Annotated in this window: 18 protein-coding genes; 12 read left to right on the top strand and 6 right to left on the bottom strand. The window is 49.2% G+C overall.

Annotated elements, in window-relative coordinates; translation table 11 throughout:
- Positions 1-95 precede the first annotated feature (95 nt).
- Together lspA and RQP52_RS33150 are read left to right on the top strand one after the other, a co-directional pair.
- Positions 96-566, top strand: a complete 471-nt coding sequence (gene lspA, locus RQP52_RS33145; RefSeq protein ID WP_315955795.1) for a signal peptidase II — start codon at positions 96-98, stop codon at positions 564-566.
- A 98-nt stretch (positions 567-664) separates the two neighbouring features.
- Positions 665-994, top strand: a complete 330-nt coding sequence (locus tag RQP52_RS33150) for a hypothetical protein (protein WP_315955796.1) — start codon at positions 665-667, stop codon at positions 992-994.
- A 63-nt stretch (positions 995-1,057) separates the two neighbouring features.
- Here RQP52_RS33150 and RQP52_RS33155 read toward each other — a convergent pair whose 3' ends face one another.
- Positions 1,058-3,205, bottom strand: a complete 2,148-nt coding sequence (locus RQP52_RS33155) for a DNA topoisomerase III (protein ID WP_315955797.1) — start codon at positions 3,203-3,205, stop codon at positions 1,058-1,060.
- A 182-nt stretch (positions 3,206-3,387) separates the two neighbouring features.
- On the opposite strand from RQP52_RS33155, the gene RQP52_RS33160 reads away from it, so the two are divergent.
- The 6 genes from RQP52_RS33160 to RQP52_RS33185 all read left to right on the top strand — a co-directional run bounded on the left by RQP52_RS33160 (position 3,388) and on the right by RQP52_RS33185 (position 10,883).
- Positions 3,388-4,989 (top strand): sensor domain-containing diguanylate cyclase, encoded by a 1,602-nt coding sequence (locus RQP52_RS33160; RefSeq protein WP_315955798.1) that lies wholly within the window; start codon positions 3,388-3,390, stop codon positions 4,987-4,989.
- A gap of 780 nt (positions 4,990-5,769) precedes the next feature.
- On the top strand, positions 5,770-6,804 hold the full coding sequence (locus RQP52_RS33165; protein WP_315955799.1) for a hypothetical protein: 1,035 nt from the start codon (positions 5,770-5,772) through the stop codon (positions 6,802-6,804).
- The gene (locus RQP52_RS33170) at positions 6,794-7,447 is read left to right on the top strand and encodes a DUF4129 domain-containing protein (RefSeq protein ID WP_315955800.1); all 654 of its coding nucleotides are present in this window, start codon (positions 6,794-6,796) and stop codon (positions 7,445-7,447) included. Before RQP52_RS33165 ends, RQP52_RS33170 begins: the two co-directional genes overlap by 11 nt.
- Before the next feature lie 7 nt (positions 7,448-7,454).
- Complete coding sequence (locus tag RQP52_RS33175; RefSeq protein WP_315955801.1) at positions 7,455-8,627, top strand: DUF4350 domain-containing protein; 1,173 nt, start codon at positions 7,455-7,457, stop codon at positions 8,625-8,627.
- A 5-nt stretch (positions 8,628-8,632) separates the two neighbouring features.
- The gene (locus tag RQP52_RS33180) at positions 8,633-9,553 is read left to right on the top strand and encodes an AAA family ATPase (protein ID WP_315955802.1); all 921 of its coding nucleotides are present in this window, start codon (positions 8,633-8,635) and stop codon (positions 9,551-9,553) included.
- Positions 9,504-10,883: a DUF58 domain-containing protein gene (locus tag RQP52_RS33185; protein ID WP_315955803.1), complete on the top strand. Its 1,380-nt coding sequence runs from the start codon at positions 9,504-9,506 to the stop codon at positions 10,881-10,883. Before RQP52_RS33180 ends, RQP52_RS33185 begins: the two co-directional genes overlap by 50 nt.
- Here RQP52_RS33185 and RQP52_RS33190 read toward each other — a convergent pair.
- Complete coding sequence (locus tag RQP52_RS33190) at positions 10,878-11,852, bottom strand: stage II sporulation protein M (protein ID WP_315955804.1); 975 nt, start codon at positions 11,850-11,852, stop codon at positions 10,878-10,880. The genes RQP52_RS33185 and RQP52_RS33190 overlap by 6 nt on opposite strands.
- Positions 11,853-11,982: 130 nt before the next feature.
- On the opposite strand from RQP52_RS33190, the gene RQP52_RS33195 reads away from it, so the two are divergent.
- The 3 genes from RQP52_RS33195 (at position 11,983) to RQP52_RS33205 (ending at position 14,014) form a co-directional block, all read left to right on the top strand.
- Positions 11,983-12,780, top strand: a complete 798-nt coding sequence (locus tag RQP52_RS33195) for an RDD family protein (RefSeq protein WP_315955805.1) — start codon at positions 11,983-11,985, stop codon at positions 12,778-12,780.
- 80 nt (positions 12,781-12,860) lie between these two features.
- Positions 12,861-13,550 (top strand): NAD(P)H-binding protein, encoded by a 690-nt coding sequence (locus RQP52_RS33200; RefSeq protein ID WP_315955806.1) that lies wholly within the window; start codon positions 12,861-12,863, stop codon positions 13,548-13,550.
- A gap of 170 nt (positions 13,551-13,720) precedes the next feature.
- On the top strand, positions 13,721-14,014 hold the full coding sequence (locus tag RQP52_RS33205; RefSeq protein ID WP_127457671.1) for a Dabb family protein: 294 nt from the start codon (positions 13,721-13,723) through the stop codon (positions 14,012-14,014).
- A gap of 397 nt (positions 14,015-14,411) precedes the next feature.
- Here RQP52_RS33205 and RQP52_RS33210 read toward each other — a convergent pair whose 3' ends face one another.
- On the bottom strand, positions 14,412-14,546 hold the full coding sequence (locus RQP52_RS33210; protein ID WP_315955807.1) for a hypothetical protein: 135 nt from the start codon (positions 14,544-14,546) through the stop codon (positions 14,412-14,414).
- 79 nt (positions 14,547-14,625) lie between these two features.
- On the bottom strand, positions 14,626-15,489 hold the full coding sequence (locus RQP52_RS33215) for an AraC family transcriptional regulator (RefSeq protein ID WP_315955808.1): 864 nt from the start codon (positions 15,487-15,489) through the stop codon (positions 14,626-14,628).
- 145 nt (positions 15,490-15,634) lie between these two features.
- Between RQP52_RS33215 and melA the strand changes: the two genes are divergently transcribed.
- Complete coding sequence (gene melA / locus RQP52_RS33220; protein WP_315955809.1) at positions 15,635-16,933, top strand: alpha-glucosidase/alpha-galactosidase; 1,299 nt, start codon at positions 15,635-15,637, stop codon at positions 16,931-16,933.
- 66 nt (positions 16,934-16,999) lie between these two features.
- Here the strand turns inward: melA and RQP52_RS33225 are convergent, their stop codons facing one another.
- Together RQP52_RS33225 and RQP52_RS33230 are read right to left on the bottom strand one after the other, a co-directional pair.
- On the bottom strand, positions 17,000-17,317 hold the full coding sequence (locus tag RQP52_RS33225; protein WP_127457991.1) for a dehydrogenase: 318 nt from the start codon (positions 17,315-17,317) through the stop codon (positions 17,000-17,002).
- Between the two features lie 109 nt (positions 17,318-17,426).
- Entirely contained in the window at positions 17,427-17,789 is a 363-nt protein-coding gene (locus RQP52_RS33230) for a cupredoxin domain-containing protein (protein ID WP_379173117.1), read from the bottom strand.
- Between the last annotated feature and the right edge of the window lie 76 nt (positions 17,790-17,865).

A 17,865-nucleotide genomic window follows, 5' to 3' on the forward strand; every position in this document is an offset into this window, starting at 1 on the left:
AACAGAAGGGAGACCGAGGCCGCAAGATTCGCAGTAGAGGCTATTCATCATGTAAAATGGTGAGGAGGTTGTATTTTCAAAATAGGGGGAGTGTTATGCTATTTTATATTGTCTTTTTTGTCGTAACAGCTATTGATCAGATTTCAAAGGTTTGGATTCGTACGATGCTGAAAGTGGGAGAATCCATGCCATTCTATAAGGACATTATTTCATTTACGCATTATCAAAATACGGGAGCAGCGGGCAGTTCGCTGCAGGGTTGGGCGCGTTACCTCGGCATTTTTGCTGTCATTATTGTCATAGCGATCTTCTACTACAGGAAGAAAGGACGTCTTCAAGGCGTTCTGCTGCAATGCGGAGCAGCGTTGTTTGCAGGCGGAGCGATAGGTAATGCGATTGAACGACTGCTGTTCGGAAAAGTGACGGATTTCATCGTCTTCCGTTCGGGGAACGGTATCATGAATGTGGCGGACTTGGCCATTAATTTAGGTGTCGTATGTTTTGCGTTGGACATGTTTTTCTCACTGCGGCGAAGAGGTTTTCGCAAAGAAAAAACCGCTTCATAGGACCGGGACTAATATACTATAAAATATAGATCAAAAGAACTATTTGTGGTATCCTATTCTACGACAGTGTGGATGATGTTAGACTGGGAGATGGTCGTATGAATCTGGAGAGACAAGCTTTGATCGATGATTTTTTTGTGATGATCCGTAAGTTGAACAAAACGGGCGCTGACATTATACATGTGAGGGATTTCTTCTGGAAATCTTCCGAAATGCGCGGCTTCATCCCTCCGACAGTTGAATTTATGACAGTGCTCAAAACATATAATGCTGTTTTATTTCATGAATTCCGCAAATCACTTGTCCCAAATACAAGTATGCATATATTAGCGAATGTACACATGGAAGCGGGAGAGGCACTGATTAGTCTAGGCATTACGAGCTTAGAGGAACTGCAGTTGGCGGTAAAAGGAAAAATATTGAGTTAGCCTACAGAAAAAAACCAAGCAAGGACGAAAGTCTCTGCTTGGTTTTTTCATGCTTGCTCTAGGTTAGTCTTCCTTATTCTGCTGAAGTGCGGCAAGCAGCTTGTCAGCGAGCGAGTTTCCGACACTCGTTTGATCGGAATATTTCTCGATGAGTTGACGATTGGCTTTGGCAGAGGCACGACGGCCGCCGCCGGAAGCCTCATTATCAATCTTCTCCACCACATTGCAGGGGCGGCATTGGAAATACTTCCCGGATTTCCCAGTGTGGATCTCCATTTTTTTATGACACTGCGGACAACGGTGGTTCGTCAACTGGCCGTCCGCTTCCCGTTTGTAAGAGCATTCCCGGCTGGAGCAAACGAGATAACGCCCGCGTTTCCCCTTAACTTCCTGAAGGAATTCCCCGCAGTCCGGACATTTGCTGCCTGTTAAGTTATGCGGTTTATACGCCGCGTCGCTTTTCTTAACTTCATTAACTAATTCCACAGCTTTTGTCCGAATGCCGCTTAGAAATTGCTCCATGCTTCCTTTGCCTTTGGCAATGCGTTCGAGCTCAAGCTCCCAGCGTGCCGTCAGCTCAGGAGAACGAAGCTCTTCCGAAGCGAGCTCAATGAGCTGTTTGCCCTTGCCCGTCGGAATGAGCTGGGAACCTTGCCGCTCGATGGTGTCGGACGATACGAGCTTCTCTATAATATCCGCGCGAGTTGCCGGCGTGCCGAGCCCCCATTTCTCCATCTGCGATAGCAAAGAAGCTTCATTATATCGGCCAGGCGGTTTGGTCTGGCGGTTCAACTGATGAGCTTGTTTGACCGTCACGGCGTCTTTCTCTTTGGCTTGCGGCAGCAGCTGAGACGCATCGTCATCCATATCTGATTCTTCCCGTTCAGGATCAGTGAAATCGTTCGAGCCGTAAACTTCTTTCCAGCCGGCTTGTTTGACGACTTTCCCTGAAGCATAAAGCTTCTCACCGGCAATTTCGACGGTCAGTTTCGTTTCATCATAGCGGCAAGGGCCATAGAACAAGGCTATGAATCTGCGTACGATCAGATCATAGAGTCGGCGCTCATCTGCGCTTAGCGTTGCGAGCGAGATGGCTTCGCCGGTCGGTATGATCGCATGGTGATCGGATACCTTGCTATCGTCGACGATGCGCTTTGTGATGGTTAGCGGCTTGCGCAATAATGGAGCGGCAATTGGCGCATAGGGACCAATTGCTGCGCCTTTGAGTCTGCCTGCCAACGTCGGAGCCATATCGGAAGTCAGATATCGTGAATCCGTCCGAGGATAGGTCACGATTTTGTATTGTTCATACAAACGTTGCAGCACGTTGGACGTCTGTTTCGCCGAAAAGCCGAACTTGCGGTTGGCGTCGCGCTGAAGCTCCGTCAAATCGTAAGCAAGCGGATGAGGAATTTGCTTTTCGGTTTGTTGAATCTGAGCGATGCGGCCATTTTGGCCTTGCAGCTTCGCTTTCAACGCGTCCGCGCGCTCTCGGTCGAAAATACGCGAGTCGCCTGTTTTGGGGTCCCGCCACGCCGCGCGGAAAGAGCCCAAATCGGCTTCGATCAACCAATAGTCGACAGACCGGAAATCCCGGATTTCCGTCTCGCGGTTGATCATCATGGCCAGTGTGGGCGTCTGCACACGCCCAGCGGACAAGGACGCGCCGAACTTGCTGGTCAGCGCGCGCGTCACATTCAGGCCGATCAGCCAATCGGCCTCGGAACGGCAGACGGCTGCTTGATACAGCCGGTTGTAGTCCGTGCCAGGCTTCAGCTGCGCGAAGCCTTCGCGAATTGCCTGATCCGTCTGCGACGAGATCCAAAGCCGTTTGAACGGCTTCTTCCAGCGGATCAGCTCCATAATCCAACGGGCGACGAGTTCCCCTTCGCGCCCGGCGTCTGTTGCGATCACCAGCTCGGCGAGATCCCCGCGCCGGCTCAGCTGCTCGATGCCGCGAAATTGATGCGACGTTTCTTTCATGACCTTGAGCTTCATACGCTCGGGGAGGATAGGCAGATCTTCCAGGTTCCAGGTTTTGTACTTGGGATCGTAGTCATCAGGCTCAGCGAGAGTAACCAAGTGGCCTAAGGCCCAGGTGACAACGTATTTGGGGCCTTCATAATGATGTTTTTGCTTCTGATTGCAGCCGAGAACGCGGGCAATTTCTTTGGCGACGCTCGGTTTTTCTGTGAGCACAAGAATTTTCATAGAATAATAACCTCATTTCGTATTACAAATTAGCATAAGCGATTGAAGTTTTCTTTTCAAACATGAGCGGATATGGAGAAAAGTCCTTGGTGAAAATTGTCGAATAAGCATATATTCTGCCTGTTTTTGTCTTGATTTCAAGGTATAATAAACGTATGAGAAAGAAAGGGGCTGAGACCAGAATGGGACGCAAATTTGCTTATTTCTCCAGTCAATCCTTGAAAATGAGGTTTCAAATGTGGATTGGCGTCGCTATTCTGGCTTTAGCATTTTCCATTATTGTGCCATTTTATTGGATAGAAAAGAAGAACCGAATCGGGGAAGCGGAAAATCAGCTCAAACAGATGATTACCCTGCAAAGCTTGTATATTGAGAAATGGAATCAGGAAAAACTGGATGCCGTCGAGCGGTTTGCGCTTTCGGATTATGCCAAATTTCATCAGTTGGAACAATTAAAAGGGGAATTTCATAACTATACACGCCTTAATTCGGAATTTGATACTCTGAATTTCGTAGAGCCGAATGGGATTATCTACACGAGCAGCGACACAGCTATTTATGTAGGGGACCGGCCGTTTTTTAAGAATGCGCTTGAGAATAGGAGTTTCATATCGGGGGTCGACATTTCGCGAGAGACCGGCAAACCGATCATTACCTTTTCAGCCCCGGTGCTTGGCAATCTGAATGAATTTAAAGGTGTTGTGATGGGGGTTGTGACCCTGGATATGCTGAATAAGCTAATGAAACAGCTGCGTTTTGGCGAAACAGGTGAGGTCTATGTCTTAGATGCCAAAGGCCAAGTTGTGACGGCGTCAGGCCATTCAAGCATGAGCGAGGCGAACAACAATGTCTTCATGTCATCCGAAATCATTGAAAGAGCGAAAAGCGGCACTACGTCAAGCAAGATCTATACCGGCTTTCATGGTGAAAAGGTCTTCGGTCAATACCAGTGGTCCACGGGGAAAAATTGGATTGTCGTAGGTGAAATCACGCAAAAAGAGGTTTTTCAGAAATTAAATCAGCTGAGTTTGACGATTATTATTATTTCCCTCATTGCTTTCATTCTTAGCGTCCTTGCAGCTATCACGATAGCGTCCCGCATCGAGCGACCTATTCGCTATTTGCTCCGAGCCACCCAACACATTCGTAATGGAACTTACCATTATCAGATTGACGCAGACGAAATCAGAAACGCTCCGATTGAGCTCAAAACGCTGGTTAACACGTTTAATCTGATGTCGGACAAGTTGAATACGACTATTACGCTGCTTGAGAAATCCGCGCTGGTCGATCAATTGACCGATATTCCTAATCGCCGATATGTCATGTCCGAAGGGAATGAAGAATTGAAGGCATGTATCGCAGCGGGCTATACGTGCTCGGTGATGATGATGGATATCGATCATTTCAAAAAAGTGAACGATACCTACGGGCATTTGGTAGGCGACCGCGTTCTTCAACAGGTAGCTTCTTTGTTGAAACAGCTGGCAAGCAGCCAGATCATCGTGGCCCGTTATGGCGGTGAGGAATTTATTTTAGTGTGCCTCCGCCAAAATGCGCAGGACAGTGAATTATTAGCCGAGCGCATTCGGCAATGCATTGCAGCGAAGCCGTATTCTGATGAGCAGGTAACGGTACAGTTAACGGCGAGTATCGGCGTAGCTGAATTTTCGCCCAAGCTGGAGTTTGGCACGATGGTGCTTGAAGATATGATCTCTAGAGCAGATCATGCGCTATATCGCGCAAAATCGGCGGGACGAAACCGGGTGGAGCTAGATCGATGAGAAATCATGGATCTGGCTTTTTTTTGTTTTGGGGGGAGGGGAACTACAGGGCGCTATTGGACCTGAAACAGCCAATTTAGTTGAGGAAGGGAACTGTGGTCCGTTATTTCGTCGCGATGACCGCAAATCAGGGCAATTCGGGTGAAATAAGGCCCTGTAGTTCTCTCAAATGAAGCAACTAAGCGGTTTGTCTCTAAGGAACTAGCTGGAGAACTGAAAGAGAGACTTGCATGTAAGTAACGCCGATTACGCTCGCTAATTATAGAAATTGAACCACTTTTACCCGATTATCTGCATTTTCTACCTCTAATATCAGAAAAACTGCCCAATTTCGCACAACAACCGGCGAGTTAGATGGAGGTTCTCCAGTTATGTTCGTTTTCTGCCCCATAGTAGCGCAGATTAGCTGTAGGTTTTCCATCTATTTCAGATGAGGTGGAGCTTAATGGAGACTCGCTTTAGAAGCTTCCTAGCTGAATTAGCTGAATTACTTATGATTAACGCCGATTACTCCCTCTACTTCCCGCTATTGATCCATATTTGACCAAGTAATTATCCGAGTAGTTGCGTGCAACGCCAGCGAACGGAGTTCCACGATTGTTAGTATCGCAATTACAGGATCAGGGGATAGCGCGGCTTTATTCTTTTGTGCCCGTGGTCCCCGCGCAATCCGAGGCGAACTGCTTTTTCATACAATTTAGTGGTCAGAATTTTGCAGGATTAGTGTATAATAGTCAGGGAGTTAAAGAATTACCAACATTTGGGGGGTTATAGGTAACCATGCAAAATGCAAGCGCACGACCAATGGGAATTGGAAGATTGTTAGACCGCAGTTTCCAGTTATATCGAAAACACTTCATCGTATTAACATTCATCATGCTAATTTTATACGGCCCTTTTTATCTGCTGCAGCACTTGCTGACTTTTCAAGAAACGGCGGTAACTTCGGGGTCCTTTATTGAACAAATTCGTAATGGAGGTTCGCTGCAGGATATGTTCGGACCGAACTCTGCGTTCCTGCAAAACGATCCTGCTTTGCGTGATGAGGGTTACCTGTGGAAAATGCTCGTATTCGTGCTCGTGTTAATCCCGATTATGTTTTTAGGTCTTATGCCAGCTTCAATCGCATCGGTTGTTCATCTGGTAAAAGCTAATTTCGATGGGGAAGAGACGCCGGGGTTAGGGCAATTATTAAAAAAATCATTCACTCGTTTTTGGCCGATGGCAGGCAGTACGTTCTTATTCGGACTCATTATGTTTGGGTTTTATATGGGAATAGCTGTTATTATGATTATTTTTGCTGTCATTTTTGCCGTTGGCGGCAGCTTCTCAAGCTCGGTAGGCGGGTTTGGTGGCGGTGCGCTAGCGTTTACCATTGTGTTTTTTGCCATTCTTGGGCTGGGGGCGCTATTCACGTTTGCTTATTTTATGATTCGCTGGAGTTACTATCTACCTTATGTAGCTTTGGGAGAAGAATCAATTGGCATTGGCCGAAGCTGGAGGTTGTCGCGTAAAAGTTTTTGGCGTTTATTTGGCATGTACATCGTACTCAGCATTATTTTGTACTTGTTTCTAGCTGTTGTTCAGATCGTGATTGCCGCTATTTTCGGGTTGGGGCTAGGGGCGCAGCTGCTGCAAAGCTTGATTTCCATTCTGGTTATGTCGCTGTGGTTCCTGCCGTATGTGGTCAGTTTCTTTGACCAGCGGGTACGAAATGAGGGTTTGGGCTTAGAGTCTATGATCGATAGTACAATCTCAGACGCTTCAGCCCATTATATGCCTATTATTGATTTGGATAAAAAGAATGAGTTATAGGTTCGTAATTTCTTTGCAGGATGACAAAGAACAATTGCTGCAAATCCTGAAACAGGATGAATACACAGCCTATGAAGTCAAAAAGAATGGTTCGCTGTTGACATGGCTGGAACCCATTCTTCAGAAAATACGGAGCTGGCTGCCTCATTTTGAGGTATCTGAATCGGTGACAGACTGGTTGACTATAGTGGTAGCTATTCTGTTGTTGGGTATTGCGGCTTTTGCGATCTACTGGTTCCTGAAACAAATTGTGTGGCAAAAGCGGGTCCGTTCGGAAACGTTTTTACCGCAAGGTGAAGTAAGCCGGTCGTACCGCTATTACTGGCAGCAAGCATCGGAGCTTAAGGGAGTAGGCGATTGGAGAGAGGGAGTGCGCTCCGTCTTTCTGTCGTTTCTGTTTTATATGGAAGATGCGCGTCTGATTCGTGTTGAAAAATGGAAAACAAACTGGGAATATGCAGATGAGCTAAGAGGCACAGCCTCATCGTTAATTCCTTTGTTCCAGGAGAGCTCGCTGCTTTTTGAACGAGTCTGGTACGGCAAAGAAGCCGTAACAGAGCAGCAGTTTTCTTGGTTGTATGAGCAGGTAGCCAGGGTTATCGCCAGGAAGGAGGTAACCGGGGATGACGAAAGGGCTGAATAAGCTCCATGTGGGACTAGCTGTCAGCATTGTGCTGTTTTTTGCTCTGGGGTACTGGCTCGCGAAGCCGAAGCTGCCGGATTTACCTCCTTATCTATCCTTTTCAGCAGATGTAGATGGTACTAAGGCTTGGAAAGAACTGCTTGCCACTAAGCAGTCTGCTGTTAAGGAGTGGAGACTGGACTGGAAGCATTTGCCTAGCGGTACATCGATGCTGCTAGTCGCTGTAGAGCCGTCCGCCGTGACGAAATCGGATCGGGAGCATCTCTTGAAATGGGTGCAGGCGGGGAATGATGCGATTATTTTTGATCGCGAACCTCAAGGCTGGGCGTCTTGGGAGACGGTTCGAGTGGACGGTGGGGCGCAGGAGACACGGGGGAAGTTGGGTGAGCAAGAGAAGCAAGTGAAGCAAGAGCAGCAAGAGCAAAAAGCGAAGGTTGCCTCAACGATTCGCGTTTCGCCGGATTATATGTCAGCGGAAGGGACGCTGACGGGTAAAGTCGAAACCTCTTATCGGCTACAGCCTGGGGGCAGCGGGCTTGCGCTGTTCGAAGATGAGCGCGGCGTGCTCGCCAGCCGCGTGCAGGAAGGGGCGGGCAGCATTACGATGGTGCTGACCCCGACGTGGATGCAGAATGGGACGATTGATGAGGCGTCCCATTTTGAATTAATCTGGCCGCTGTTCGCGAAGTCCTGGGACGCCGTGTGGGTCGACGAGACCCATCACGGCTACGGGACGAAGCCCGGACTGCTGGCCGTGTATCCCGCGTGGCTCGTGCTGGCAAGCGCTGAGCTTGGTCTTGCGCTGCTGCTGTGGCTCTGGCTGCGCGGCAAGCGCTTCGGCCCCGTCCACACGCCCCGGGCGTGGACGGTCCGTCGCGGCGACGAAGGCGTGCACGCCGTCGCCGCTTGGTACGAGCGCCTCGGCTACAGGCGCGAGGCGCTGGCGCAGCAGCAGCTGTTCCTGCGGCAGCTGCTGTATCAGCGCTGGGGGCTTAGCCCTAGCGCTAGTGCTTTGCAAGCCGCGGAAGCTGCGCGCGGCCGCATGTCGGAGGCGCAGGCGGCGCAGCTTGTGCGCCTGCTGGCGGAGCCGCCAGCAGAGAGCGGCGGCGTGAGCACCACAGCGTTCGTGCAGCGAACGCGGGAGATGGGCGAAATGATCGCCTACTTGGAGAAGGAGTGAGCGCAATGAATGAACTGATACAAGCTTTGGAGCAGCGCGTGTTCGGCCAAAAGCTGAACACCAGACTGCTTGCAACCGCCTTATTAGCAGGAGGGCATGTCCTCCTTGAGGGAGTGCCTGGTCTCGGGAAAACGAGAATGGCGCGTACCCTCGCGGAATTAACTGGCGGGGAATACCGCCGTATTCAATTTACGCCGGATTTGATGCCTGCAGATATTACAGGCAGTGTGATCTACCAAATGCAGGACCATTCGTTTACAACGATTCAAGGTCCGATTTTTGCGAACGTGTTATTAGCTGATGAAATCAACCGTTCCGGACCGAAGACGCAGGCAGCGCTGCTGGAAGCGATGGAGGAGCGGCAGGTGACGATTCAGGGAAATACGTACAAGCTGCCTAATCCTTTTCTTGTCGTAGCGACCCAAAATCCCGTCGAATACGAAGGCACGTACCCGTTGCCGGAAGCACAGCTCGACCGATTCATGTTTAAGCTGGTGCTCGATTACCCGGGCGAAGAAGCGGAGATCGCCATTCTTCGGGGACATGTGCCTTTTCACCAACAGCAAGAGGAACCGCTTCAAGCAATCATGACCCCGGAGCGGATCGTTGACCTGCAGCGGAAGTTGGCCGATGTCGTGGTAGAGGACTCCTTATACGCTTACATCGCAACGCTTATTCGCAAAACCCGCGAGTCCAAGAAGATTCAACTGGGCGCTAGTCCCCGAGCGGGAATCGCTGTGCTGATGGCGAGTAAAGCTTGGGCTCTCATGGATAGCCGGACCTATGTCACGCCGGATGATATCAAGCTTGTCGCGCGGCCTGCGCTGCGGCACAGACTGCTGCTGACACCGCAAGCGGAACTGGAGGGCGGAACGAGTGACCAAATCATTCAAGAAACGCTCGGCTCTATTCCGGTTCCTAGATAAAACCTTCTTCCACGACTTCATTTTACCCACGCGAAAACTCATTGTTCTGGTGCTAATTGGCGCAGCCGGGATGCTGATCGCAGCTCCTTTTGATGCGATTATGCCTGTTTTTTGGAGCTTCAATGCGCTATTACTGGTACTAAGTGCAATCGACCTTCTTCTGCTTCCCAAACGCAGCAGTTGGAAAATACGTCGAACACTCCCTGAACAGGCGGATGTGAGGAGCACTTTTGAGGTGAGTCTAGAGCTTGAGAGTTTGGGTTTGGAGCGATCTATTATGCACGTTGAATTAGTGGATCATATGCCCTACACCTTTCAACTGGAAAGCAGCCAATTAAGCGGTTCTATTGCGGGGAAATCAATTACTTTTGGTTATACGGTGACGGCTACTGAAAGAGGTCGGTATATTTTTGAAAACGTGGTTCTGCGTTATTTTGGAGGCATGGGGCTCTGGAAAAAGCAGGTGCTTCTGAACTCCCAAAACACCATTGAGATTTATCCGGATTTGTCACAGGTGCGGGGTGTGCTTAACGCCGTTCAGGACGTTTTAATTTTGGAGGGCCATCGTGTATTCAAAAAGCAGCGCAGCGGCTCCGAATTCCACTATATTCGGGACTATGTGCAGGGGGACGACGTCCGGCTTATCAATTGGAAAGCGTCGGCGCGTTCGACGAAGCTGATGACGAATCTTTTTCAACCGGAAAAAGGGAAGATTGTCACCATTGTGCTGGACTGCGGCAGGCAAATGGCGATTGAGCTGGAAGGGCAAGTGAAGCTGGATCGGACTCTGGAAGCTGCGTTGACTTTAGCTGCAGTAGCACTCAAACAAGGAGATCAAGTAGCGTTAATTGCTTACTCCAACAAGGTTAAAGTGTATGTGCCCGCAGGAAAAGGGCTGCCTCATCTGCAAGTTTTAACGAAGGCGGTGTATGATTTAAGCACGGATTTTGTTGAATCCAGCACACAGATCGCATTTACACATATCCTGCGTTTTCTGAAAAAGCGCTCGCTTGTCGTCTTATTTTCCGATATGGAGAGCTATCTATATAATCAAGAAATGCTGCCGTATGTGCAGCGGCTCCGCAGAAGCCATCAGGCACTGCTTTTATCACTCCAGGATCCGCTGATTCATCAATGGGCGCGTGTACGGGCTGAAGATAGCCGGCAAGCTTATAAGATGAGTATGGCCCACAAGTTTACGACGGATCGTTACGCCTATGTAAACGAAATGGCCGGCAGAGGCATTCCCGTGATGGATGTCCCCGCCGACCAGCTGACGCTTAGCGCCGTTAATGCTTATTTGGATTTGAAAGCTAATGATCGTTTATAGCGTTAATATTTGTCTGCTATTCGCACGTTTGCGGATGCCATAAACGAAGTATAACGCGAGGAGCAGCAAAGTAACGCCGGCGATGATGTATTTCATTTCAAGTGGCAGCGTGGAAGGGGTAATGTAACCTTCGATGAGCCCCGCGATAATGAACAGCGGAATCGTGCCGATCAGGAGCTGGGCGGATTCCTTGGCCGACTCCAGAAAACGCAGCTTGCGCGGATAAGGTCCCGGCACGAAAAAGCGATAGCCCATGTACAAACCGGCACCACCTGCTATGAAAATGGCGGTAAGTTCAATAATACCGTGCGGCAAAATGTACGCCCAGAATACATAACTTTTACCGGATTGCATGTAAACGGCGGCCAAGGCACCAACAAGAAGGCCGTTGCTGATCATCAGGTAGACAGTTCCGACGCCAAGCGTGATGCCGCTGATGAAGGCGAGGACCGCGACTCGGATATTATTCGTCATGATCGCCGTCGAGATTAGCGGCGAATGCAGGTCGCCCCGGGGATCCGCTGTTTTGGACGGATCGATGTTTTCGGCCATGCCACCTGGCATAATGAAGGCCAAATTCAGCGGATCATGCCAAACTGAGAGGAAGCCGAGCAAGCCTCCCAGCAGAAAAAGAACGAAAGCAACGCCAACGAATAGGCTTCTTGCTTGGATCAGCGAAGGGAAATAATGAAGGAAAAACTCCTTCATTTGGGTGCTGCTTGTAAGGCTGTCTTTATACATTGTATTGTGCGCTTGTGAGACAAGATGATTTAGATAAACGGTTGTTTCATCTGCAGGCAAGTGGGTTTGGAGCGTGGCTAAGTGTGCTGAAGCCATTTTGTAAAGCTCCGTAAACCTGTTCACCTGACTGGCCTGCAGGCTGCGCTTTCTCTTCCCTAGCTGAAGCTGCAATTGCTCTAGCTCCGTCCATTGGGATTTGTGTTCTCGGATAAAACGCGAGATGTCCATAAAAGCCTCCTAAGCGTTCAACTAGCTCTTGCTAATTCTACCTGTTGTAGGTTGAGGTTTGCTGTAATCTGTTCATTTTATCATAGGAAAGTCTTAAATTACCATAATTATGCAACATTAAGGAGATGTTATGAACGAGTCTCTGGATAGAGAAGTAACAGTCGTCACCCCTGAGCAGGTGCAATTGCAATTTCAAACTGCTGGAATTGGCAGCAGGGCGGCAGCACATCTGCTAGATAGCCTTATTTTAATATTTGTAAATGTCCTGTTGTTCGTGTTCGTTATTTTGGTGAGCAGGTTATATTCGGGCAGTTGGCTGCCTAACCTTGCGGATTATCTTTTGGCAATTACCATCGTTTTATGGATTGTATTGAACTTGGGTTATTTCGTTTGTTCGGAAGCTTTTATGGGTGGACAAACGCTGGGAAAACGTTGGTTAGGCCTGCGTGTCATCCAAAACAACGGTCAATCGGCAACGCTTTTATCCATTATCATTCGCAATTTGTTTCGTTTGCTCGATGTGATGCCTGTTTTCTATTTTGTGGGAATGCTCAGCATTTTCTTAAGCTCGAAGGATAAGCGGATCGGCGATATCGTTGCTGGCACCCTGGTTGTGATTGAAGCGCGATTTGAACGGATAAAACGGCGAAAACAACTTGAAAAAGCGATAGCTCGCAAGAATTTTCCGGAGATTGCTTTGCATATCGAGGAGGCTCCGAGGCAGGGAGTTACGGCTAAGGATTGGCAGCTGCTGCAGGCTTGGGTTGAAAGAGTGCCTACCATGCCTGACACGAGGTTGGCCGAGCTGGCTGTGCCTATTGCGCACTATTTTGCGGAAAAATTAGATCAGGATTCGGCCATTGCTGATGATGCTTCTGCGTTCTTGATTAAGCTGTATGAGACTCTGCGCGAGGATTGGGAAGTATGAGACAGGCAGCATGGACATTGGAGTAGGCATGGAATGGGTAGCGTCGATCGGTCATCGATGCGAGTTGAAGGGGGAGCAGTATGGGAGTTACGGCCATAGTAGCGGGAGGTACAGGATTAGTAGGCCGGGAATTGATTCGGCTGCTGTTGGAGGACCCTAGGTACGATAAAATTATTGCGCTTGTTCGCAGGGACATGCAAATCCGTCATCTTCGGGGAAGTGAAAAGCTCGTCCAAGTGAAAACAGATTACAGCCAATTAGATGCGGATCTAGGGCCATCTGTTATGGCTGCTATGGAAGGTGCTCACGTGTTTTGCACATTGGGGACAACGATTAAGAAAGCTGGCTCCCAAGAGCAATTTCGCAGAGTAGATTTCGAATTTCCTATGAAGCTGGGTGAAATTGCTGGTGCAGGGAAGGCGGAAGTCTTTGCTATCGTAACTGCGATGGGAGCGAACCATGCTTCATCAATCTTTTATAATCGGGTAAAAGGTGATGTCGAGCAGGGGCTGCGGGCCCTGAACCTTCGCTCTCTCTATATGCTTCGTCCTTCTCTGATTCTAGGGGATCGGGATGAAGTCCGAGTGGGCGAGCAGTTGGGGAGCCTGGTCTCACGGGTGATTTCTCCGCTTATGATTGGCGGGCTTCGGACTTATCGCCCTATTCAAGCGAGCAAGATTGCTGCTGGGTTAATCGCTTGCGCCCAAAAAGGCGAGGCAGGTGCTCACGTGGTATTATCCGATCGGATCGCCGAGTTGGCAGGCACGTAGAGGACTGTTTTCGCGACGGCGCGCTAATCCTGGGCGTGCGCCGGCTTATGACGGTGTTCAAACCCGTGAGATTCTCTGTGGATATCGACGAGTCACTCGCTTCCTGATATGATGAAAGACGTTACATATTAATGTGCCAAAATTGTTTTGGGGAAAGTAGGTTTTGTACGATGATCGATCATATTGTACTTGTAAAATTCGGAGAAACAACTACGCAGGAGCAGCTTCAAGAAGTCGTAGACCGCTTCAAAGCGCTTCGTTCTCATCTGACGGGGATTGTCGATATTCAAGCAGGCATTAACTTCTCAGAGAAAAATAAAGGATACCAAGTGGTTTTGTCGGTTCGTTTTGAGGATCGCGCTGCGCTTGAAGCTTACGGCCCAAATCCGGAGCACCAAGCGGTTGCGGCATATATTCGCGAGGTAGGCCGTGAGGATAGCCTGATTGTTGACATTGAGATTTAAGAGGGCGTTGTCCTCCGATGGGCAATGGGCAGTTTGCTGATCTGTTGTTAACAGGAAAAAATCCCGTTAATTGATTCTTTGCAGCTGGCATTCGACGAATAACTGGAAATAGTACCATTAAAACAGCCGGTATACCTATTATCGTGTTTGCAGTGGCTAATTAACGGCATTAATTCCATCTAAAATTAAAACCGATAAGGGTTATCTCAAAAGGTCAGGATATGACCGTGGGGATAGCCCTTTTTAGTGTAATGGAATCCAGCGAGAGGAACTATGGTCCTCTATTTTCGAAATTACAGGGGCAAAGGCTAATCAGAGGGAACTGTGATCCGTTATTTTATCCATTTTAGCCCAAATCGATGGTTTTTTGGGCGAATAAGGTCCTGTAGTTCCGTAATTATGCCGATATCGGCAATTTGGAACGAATAACGCGCTGTAGTTCCCTTTTTCGCGCAGAAAAGGGGGCAGAGTTGTTTTTAGCCGCTCCGTCGCCGCTGTCACCACCGAGTTGTTCGCGTCCCGCGCCGCTCACGCCCCTACGTTGCTCGTGCCCCCGCGGGCCCTGCTCTCACGCTTGCTCCCGCACGGCTCACGCGCCCCACGTACCCCGTCTAGCCTCCCTTACCCGTCAGCTCCTTCCGGTACACCGAAGGAGCACTACCGCTCCATTTATGAAACTGCTTGGAGAAATAAAGCGCATCGTTAAAGCCGACAGACGAGGCCACCTGGTCGATAGTCATGGACGTTTCCAAAAGCTGCTTGGCGCGCTCCATACGGATTTTGAAGAGGTACTGCATGGGGGCGAGGCCCGTGGCTTGTTTGAACATTTTGCACAAGTAGGTTCGGTGATAACCCAGCGTGCGGGCGAGCTGCTCAATGGAGACGACTTGGGTGTACTGGAGCTCCAGATAGCGGACCGCCTGGCTGACTTGCCGCTGTATCTCCGTCTCGGTGGCCGGCTTGGTCTTTGCCTGATGGGCGCCCGCCTGGCCAAGCTCGCGAAGCAGCAGCCGCAGCCAGCCGGCCGCTTCAATATCCTCCAGCGCCGGGTACATCGACTGCTGAAAGCTGGAGCGGATTCGGCGGTAGTAGTGTCGCATGGAGCGGGGGACGCTACCTGAGATAACGGCGTTTTGCGGGGAAGCGCCGATCTGAGAGAGCATCATGCCCGTAGCGTGACCCGTGAACGCGACCCATGAATAATGCCATGGATTCTCGGCGTCCGCCGTATACCGAAACAGCTCGCCAGGGTAGATGATAAATGTGTCGCCTGCTGTGCAGTGATAGGTACGGTTGTGCATCTCGAAAGTACCGTTACCGGAATGCACGGTGTGGACCAGGTAGTAATCGTGGACACCTGGCCCTGTATTGTGTAAGGCAATAGGTTTGCCTTCTCCGCTAAAAAGCACGGAAAGTTCGCTATTGCTCTCATGCGGATTAATGCTGACGGTAAAATAGGTATGCTCACTACTCATATAAACCTCGGAATTTTTTGTTTTAAGCGTACCTCAATAAACTACAAATGTCCATATTGGAGTTCGTTCAATCCATATGCTTCCAATGCTTCCTGCGCTATAGTGAAGATATGAAAACGACAACCAATTTGGAGGGTATTCACACATGTCCAAAATTACTTTTCTAGGTGCCGGAAGTACTGTTTTTGCGAAAAACGTGCTTGGAGATTGCTTGATGACTCCCGCGCTGCAAGGCTTTGAAATCGCTCTCTTTGATATTGATCACGAACGTCTGCAAGACTCAGCCAACATGCTGAATAATATCAAAAAAACAAGCGGCAGTACGTCCGTTATTAAATCGTATACAGACCGCAAAGAAGCTTTAAGAGGTGCAAAATATGTCGTAAATGCCATTCAAGTAGGTGGCTATGATCCATGTACGATTACGGATTTTGAAATCCCGAAAAAGTATGGCTTGCGACAAACGATCGCAGATACAGTCGGAATTGGCGGCATTTTCAGAAATCTACGGACGATTCCCGTTATGCTTGATTTTGCAGCGGATATTCGTGAAGTGTGCCCGGATGCCTTGTTCCTAAACTACACGAATCCAATGGCTGTTTTAACAAATGTGATGAACACATACGGAGGCGTACGTACTGTCGGCCTTTGTCACAGTGTACAGGCCTGTATTCCTGAGCTGTTCAAGAGCCTTGGCCTGGAAAAGGAAGGCGTCAAAGCCAAAATTGCAGGCATCAACCATATGGCTTGGCTGCTTGAGGTAACGAAGGATGGCGTCGATCTGTACCCGGAAATCAAGAAACGGGCGATCGAGAAGCAAAAAGAAAAGCACAAGGATATGGTCCGTTTCGAAATGATGCTGAAATTCGGCCATTACATTACGGAATCCTCCGAGCACAATGCGGAATATCATCCGTACTTCATTAAACGGAATTATCCGGAGCTAATCGACCGCTTCAATATTCCGCTTGACGAGTACCCGCGCCGCTGCGTCAACCAGATCAGCCGCTGGAAGCAAATGCGCGAGGATCTCGTGAACGATGCGAATTTGACGCATGAGCGTTCCCATGAGTATGCTTCCTACATTTTCGAAGCCATTGAAACGGATGTTCCGTTCAAAATCGGCGGCAACGTCATGAATACCGGCTTAATTACGAATTTGCCGCGCGAAGCGTGCGTGGAAGTACCTTGTTTGGTTGACCGCAACGGGGTTACACCAACTTACGTTGGGGATCTGCCGCCACAGCTCGCAGCGCTCAATCGCACGAACATCAATACGCAGCTATTGACGATTGAAGCAGCCATTACACGCAAGCGTGATCATATTTATCACGCAGCGATGCTTGATCCGCATACGTCAGCTGAGTTGTCGATGGACGACATCGTCGCAATGTGCGATGAGTTGATAGAAGCGCATGGCAGCTGGCTGCCTGAGTTCTCCTAAGCATATCTATAAAAAAAGAAGGCCATGGCGTATGTCTGACATACCCATGACCTTCTTTTTCTTGTTTCAACCGCCGAATGCATCGCGAAAAGCTTGGTTTAGAACCGCCAACTCAACCTTCCATATGGGAGCAATTTCAGGTCCTACGTTGATGTCAAACCAATCGGAGAGCGCTTTGCGGTTTGAGCCGTTCTCCACGATGAAGGGGAGATTGAGCATCACCTTTTTCACATACAGCTCCTCAGCCTCTTTTATTTGCTCGGGGGAGAGCCATATTTTTAACCGTTTCACAGTCCGGTATAATTCCTTGCTGCAAGCCCTCCGAATGCTTCGGGCATTGGGGAATTGCTGTTTATGTTTTTCGCCTTGTTTGTTATTGATCATGACTGCATCCACACTCCTCTATGCTATGTGTATGCATGGAGTGGGCTTGGAGCCACTCGCGACAAAGAGCTAAGGAGCCCAAGTTGAGTGGCACAGCCGTTAAAGTTCGTTAATCAACTACCAGGTAGCCAATCATAGGTCCGTTATGAGCGATATCGGCATGTGTCATACAAATAATGCGGTACGTACCTTCCTGATCGGCAGTGAAATGAACGATGGTCTCTTTTCCTTTTTTGACTTCACCGCTAATGTTAAGCCCTTCAATGAGAAAAGGGTGGCTATCGCCGTTGACGCCGTAAATGCTGAGTTTGATTCGTTCACCTTTCTGAATGACTACGGTGCCGGGATCCCAGCGGTACGCTTCAATCGTTTTGCCATCTTTGGTGGTTGATTTGAATTCCCCTACAACCATGTGAATGGTTCTTTCAGGCGTAGGCTCGGCCAATGTGGGGACGATTTTGCCTCGATTCATGTAGAGAACGCCTGAGAGAAGCAGCAGCAAGATGACGGCTGCCAGATAGAGATGCTTGCGCTTAACAATCCATACT

The organism is Paenibacillus violae (assembly GCF_032461945.1).
Classification (GTDB): Bacteria; Bacillota; Bacilli; order Paenibacillales; family NBRC-103111; genus Paenibacillus_E; species Paenibacillus_E violae.

Bases quoted from the DNA above. Each gene is read 5' to 3' on its own strand.
- RQP52_RS33200 (WP_315955806.1), top strand. From the start codon at position 12,861: ATGGGAGTTACGGCCATAGTAGCGGGAGGTACAGGATTAGTAGGCCGG.
- RQP52_RS33180 (WP_315955802.1), top strand. From the start codon at position 8,633: ATGAATGAACTGATACAAGCTTTGGAGCAGCGCGTGTTCGGCCAAAAG.
- RQP52_RS33170 (WP_315955800.1), top strand. From the start codon at position 6,794: ATGAGTTATAGGTTCGTAATTTCTTTGCAGGATGACAAAGAACAATTG.
- melA (WP_315955809.1), top strand. From the start codon at position 15,635: ATGTCCAAAATTACTTTTCTAGGTGCCGGAAGTACTGTTTTTGCGAAA.
- RQP52_RS33225 (WP_127457991.1), bottom strand. From the start codon at position 17,317: ATGATCAATAACAAACAAGGCGAAAAACATAAACAGCAATTCCCCAAT.
- RQP52_RS33165 (WP_315955799.1), top strand. From the start codon at position 5,770: ATGCAAAATGCAAGCGCACGACCAATGGGAATTGGAAGATTGTTAGAC.
- RQP52_RS33150 (WP_315955796.1), top strand. From the start codon at position 665: ATGAATCTGGAGAGACAAGCTTTGATCGATGATTTTTTTGTGATGATC.
- RQP52_RS33195 (WP_315955805.1), top strand. From the start codon at position 11,983: ATGAACGAGTCTCTGGATAGAGAAGTAACAGTCGTCACCCCTGAGCAG.
- RQP52_RS33160 (WP_315955798.1), top strand. From the start codon at position 3,388: ATGGGACGCAAATTTGCTTATTTCTCCAGTCAATCCTTGAAAATGAGG.
- RQP52_RS33190 (WP_315955804.1), bottom strand. From the start codon at position 11,852: ATGGACATCTCGCGTTTTATCCGAGAACACAAATCCCAATGGACGGAG.
- RQP52_RS33230 (WP_379173117.1), bottom strand. From the start codon at position 17,789: ATGAATCGAGGCAAAATCGTCCCCACATTGGCCGAGCCTACGCCTGAA.
- RQP52_RS33155 (WP_315955797.1), bottom strand. From the start codon at position 3,205: ATGAAAATTCTTGTGCTCACAGAAAAACCGAGCGTCGCCAAAGAAATT.
- RQP52_RS33215 (WP_315955808.1), bottom strand. From the start codon at position 15,489: ATGAGTAGTGAGCATACCTATTTTACCGTCAGCATTAATCCGCATGAG.
- RQP52_RS33205 (WP_127457671.1), top strand. From the start codon at position 13,721: ATGATCGATCATATTGTACTTGTAAAATTCGGAGAAACAACTACGCAG.
- lspA (WP_315955795.1), top strand. From the start codon at position 96: ATGCTATTTTATATTGTCTTTTTTGTCGTAACAGCTATTGATCAGATT.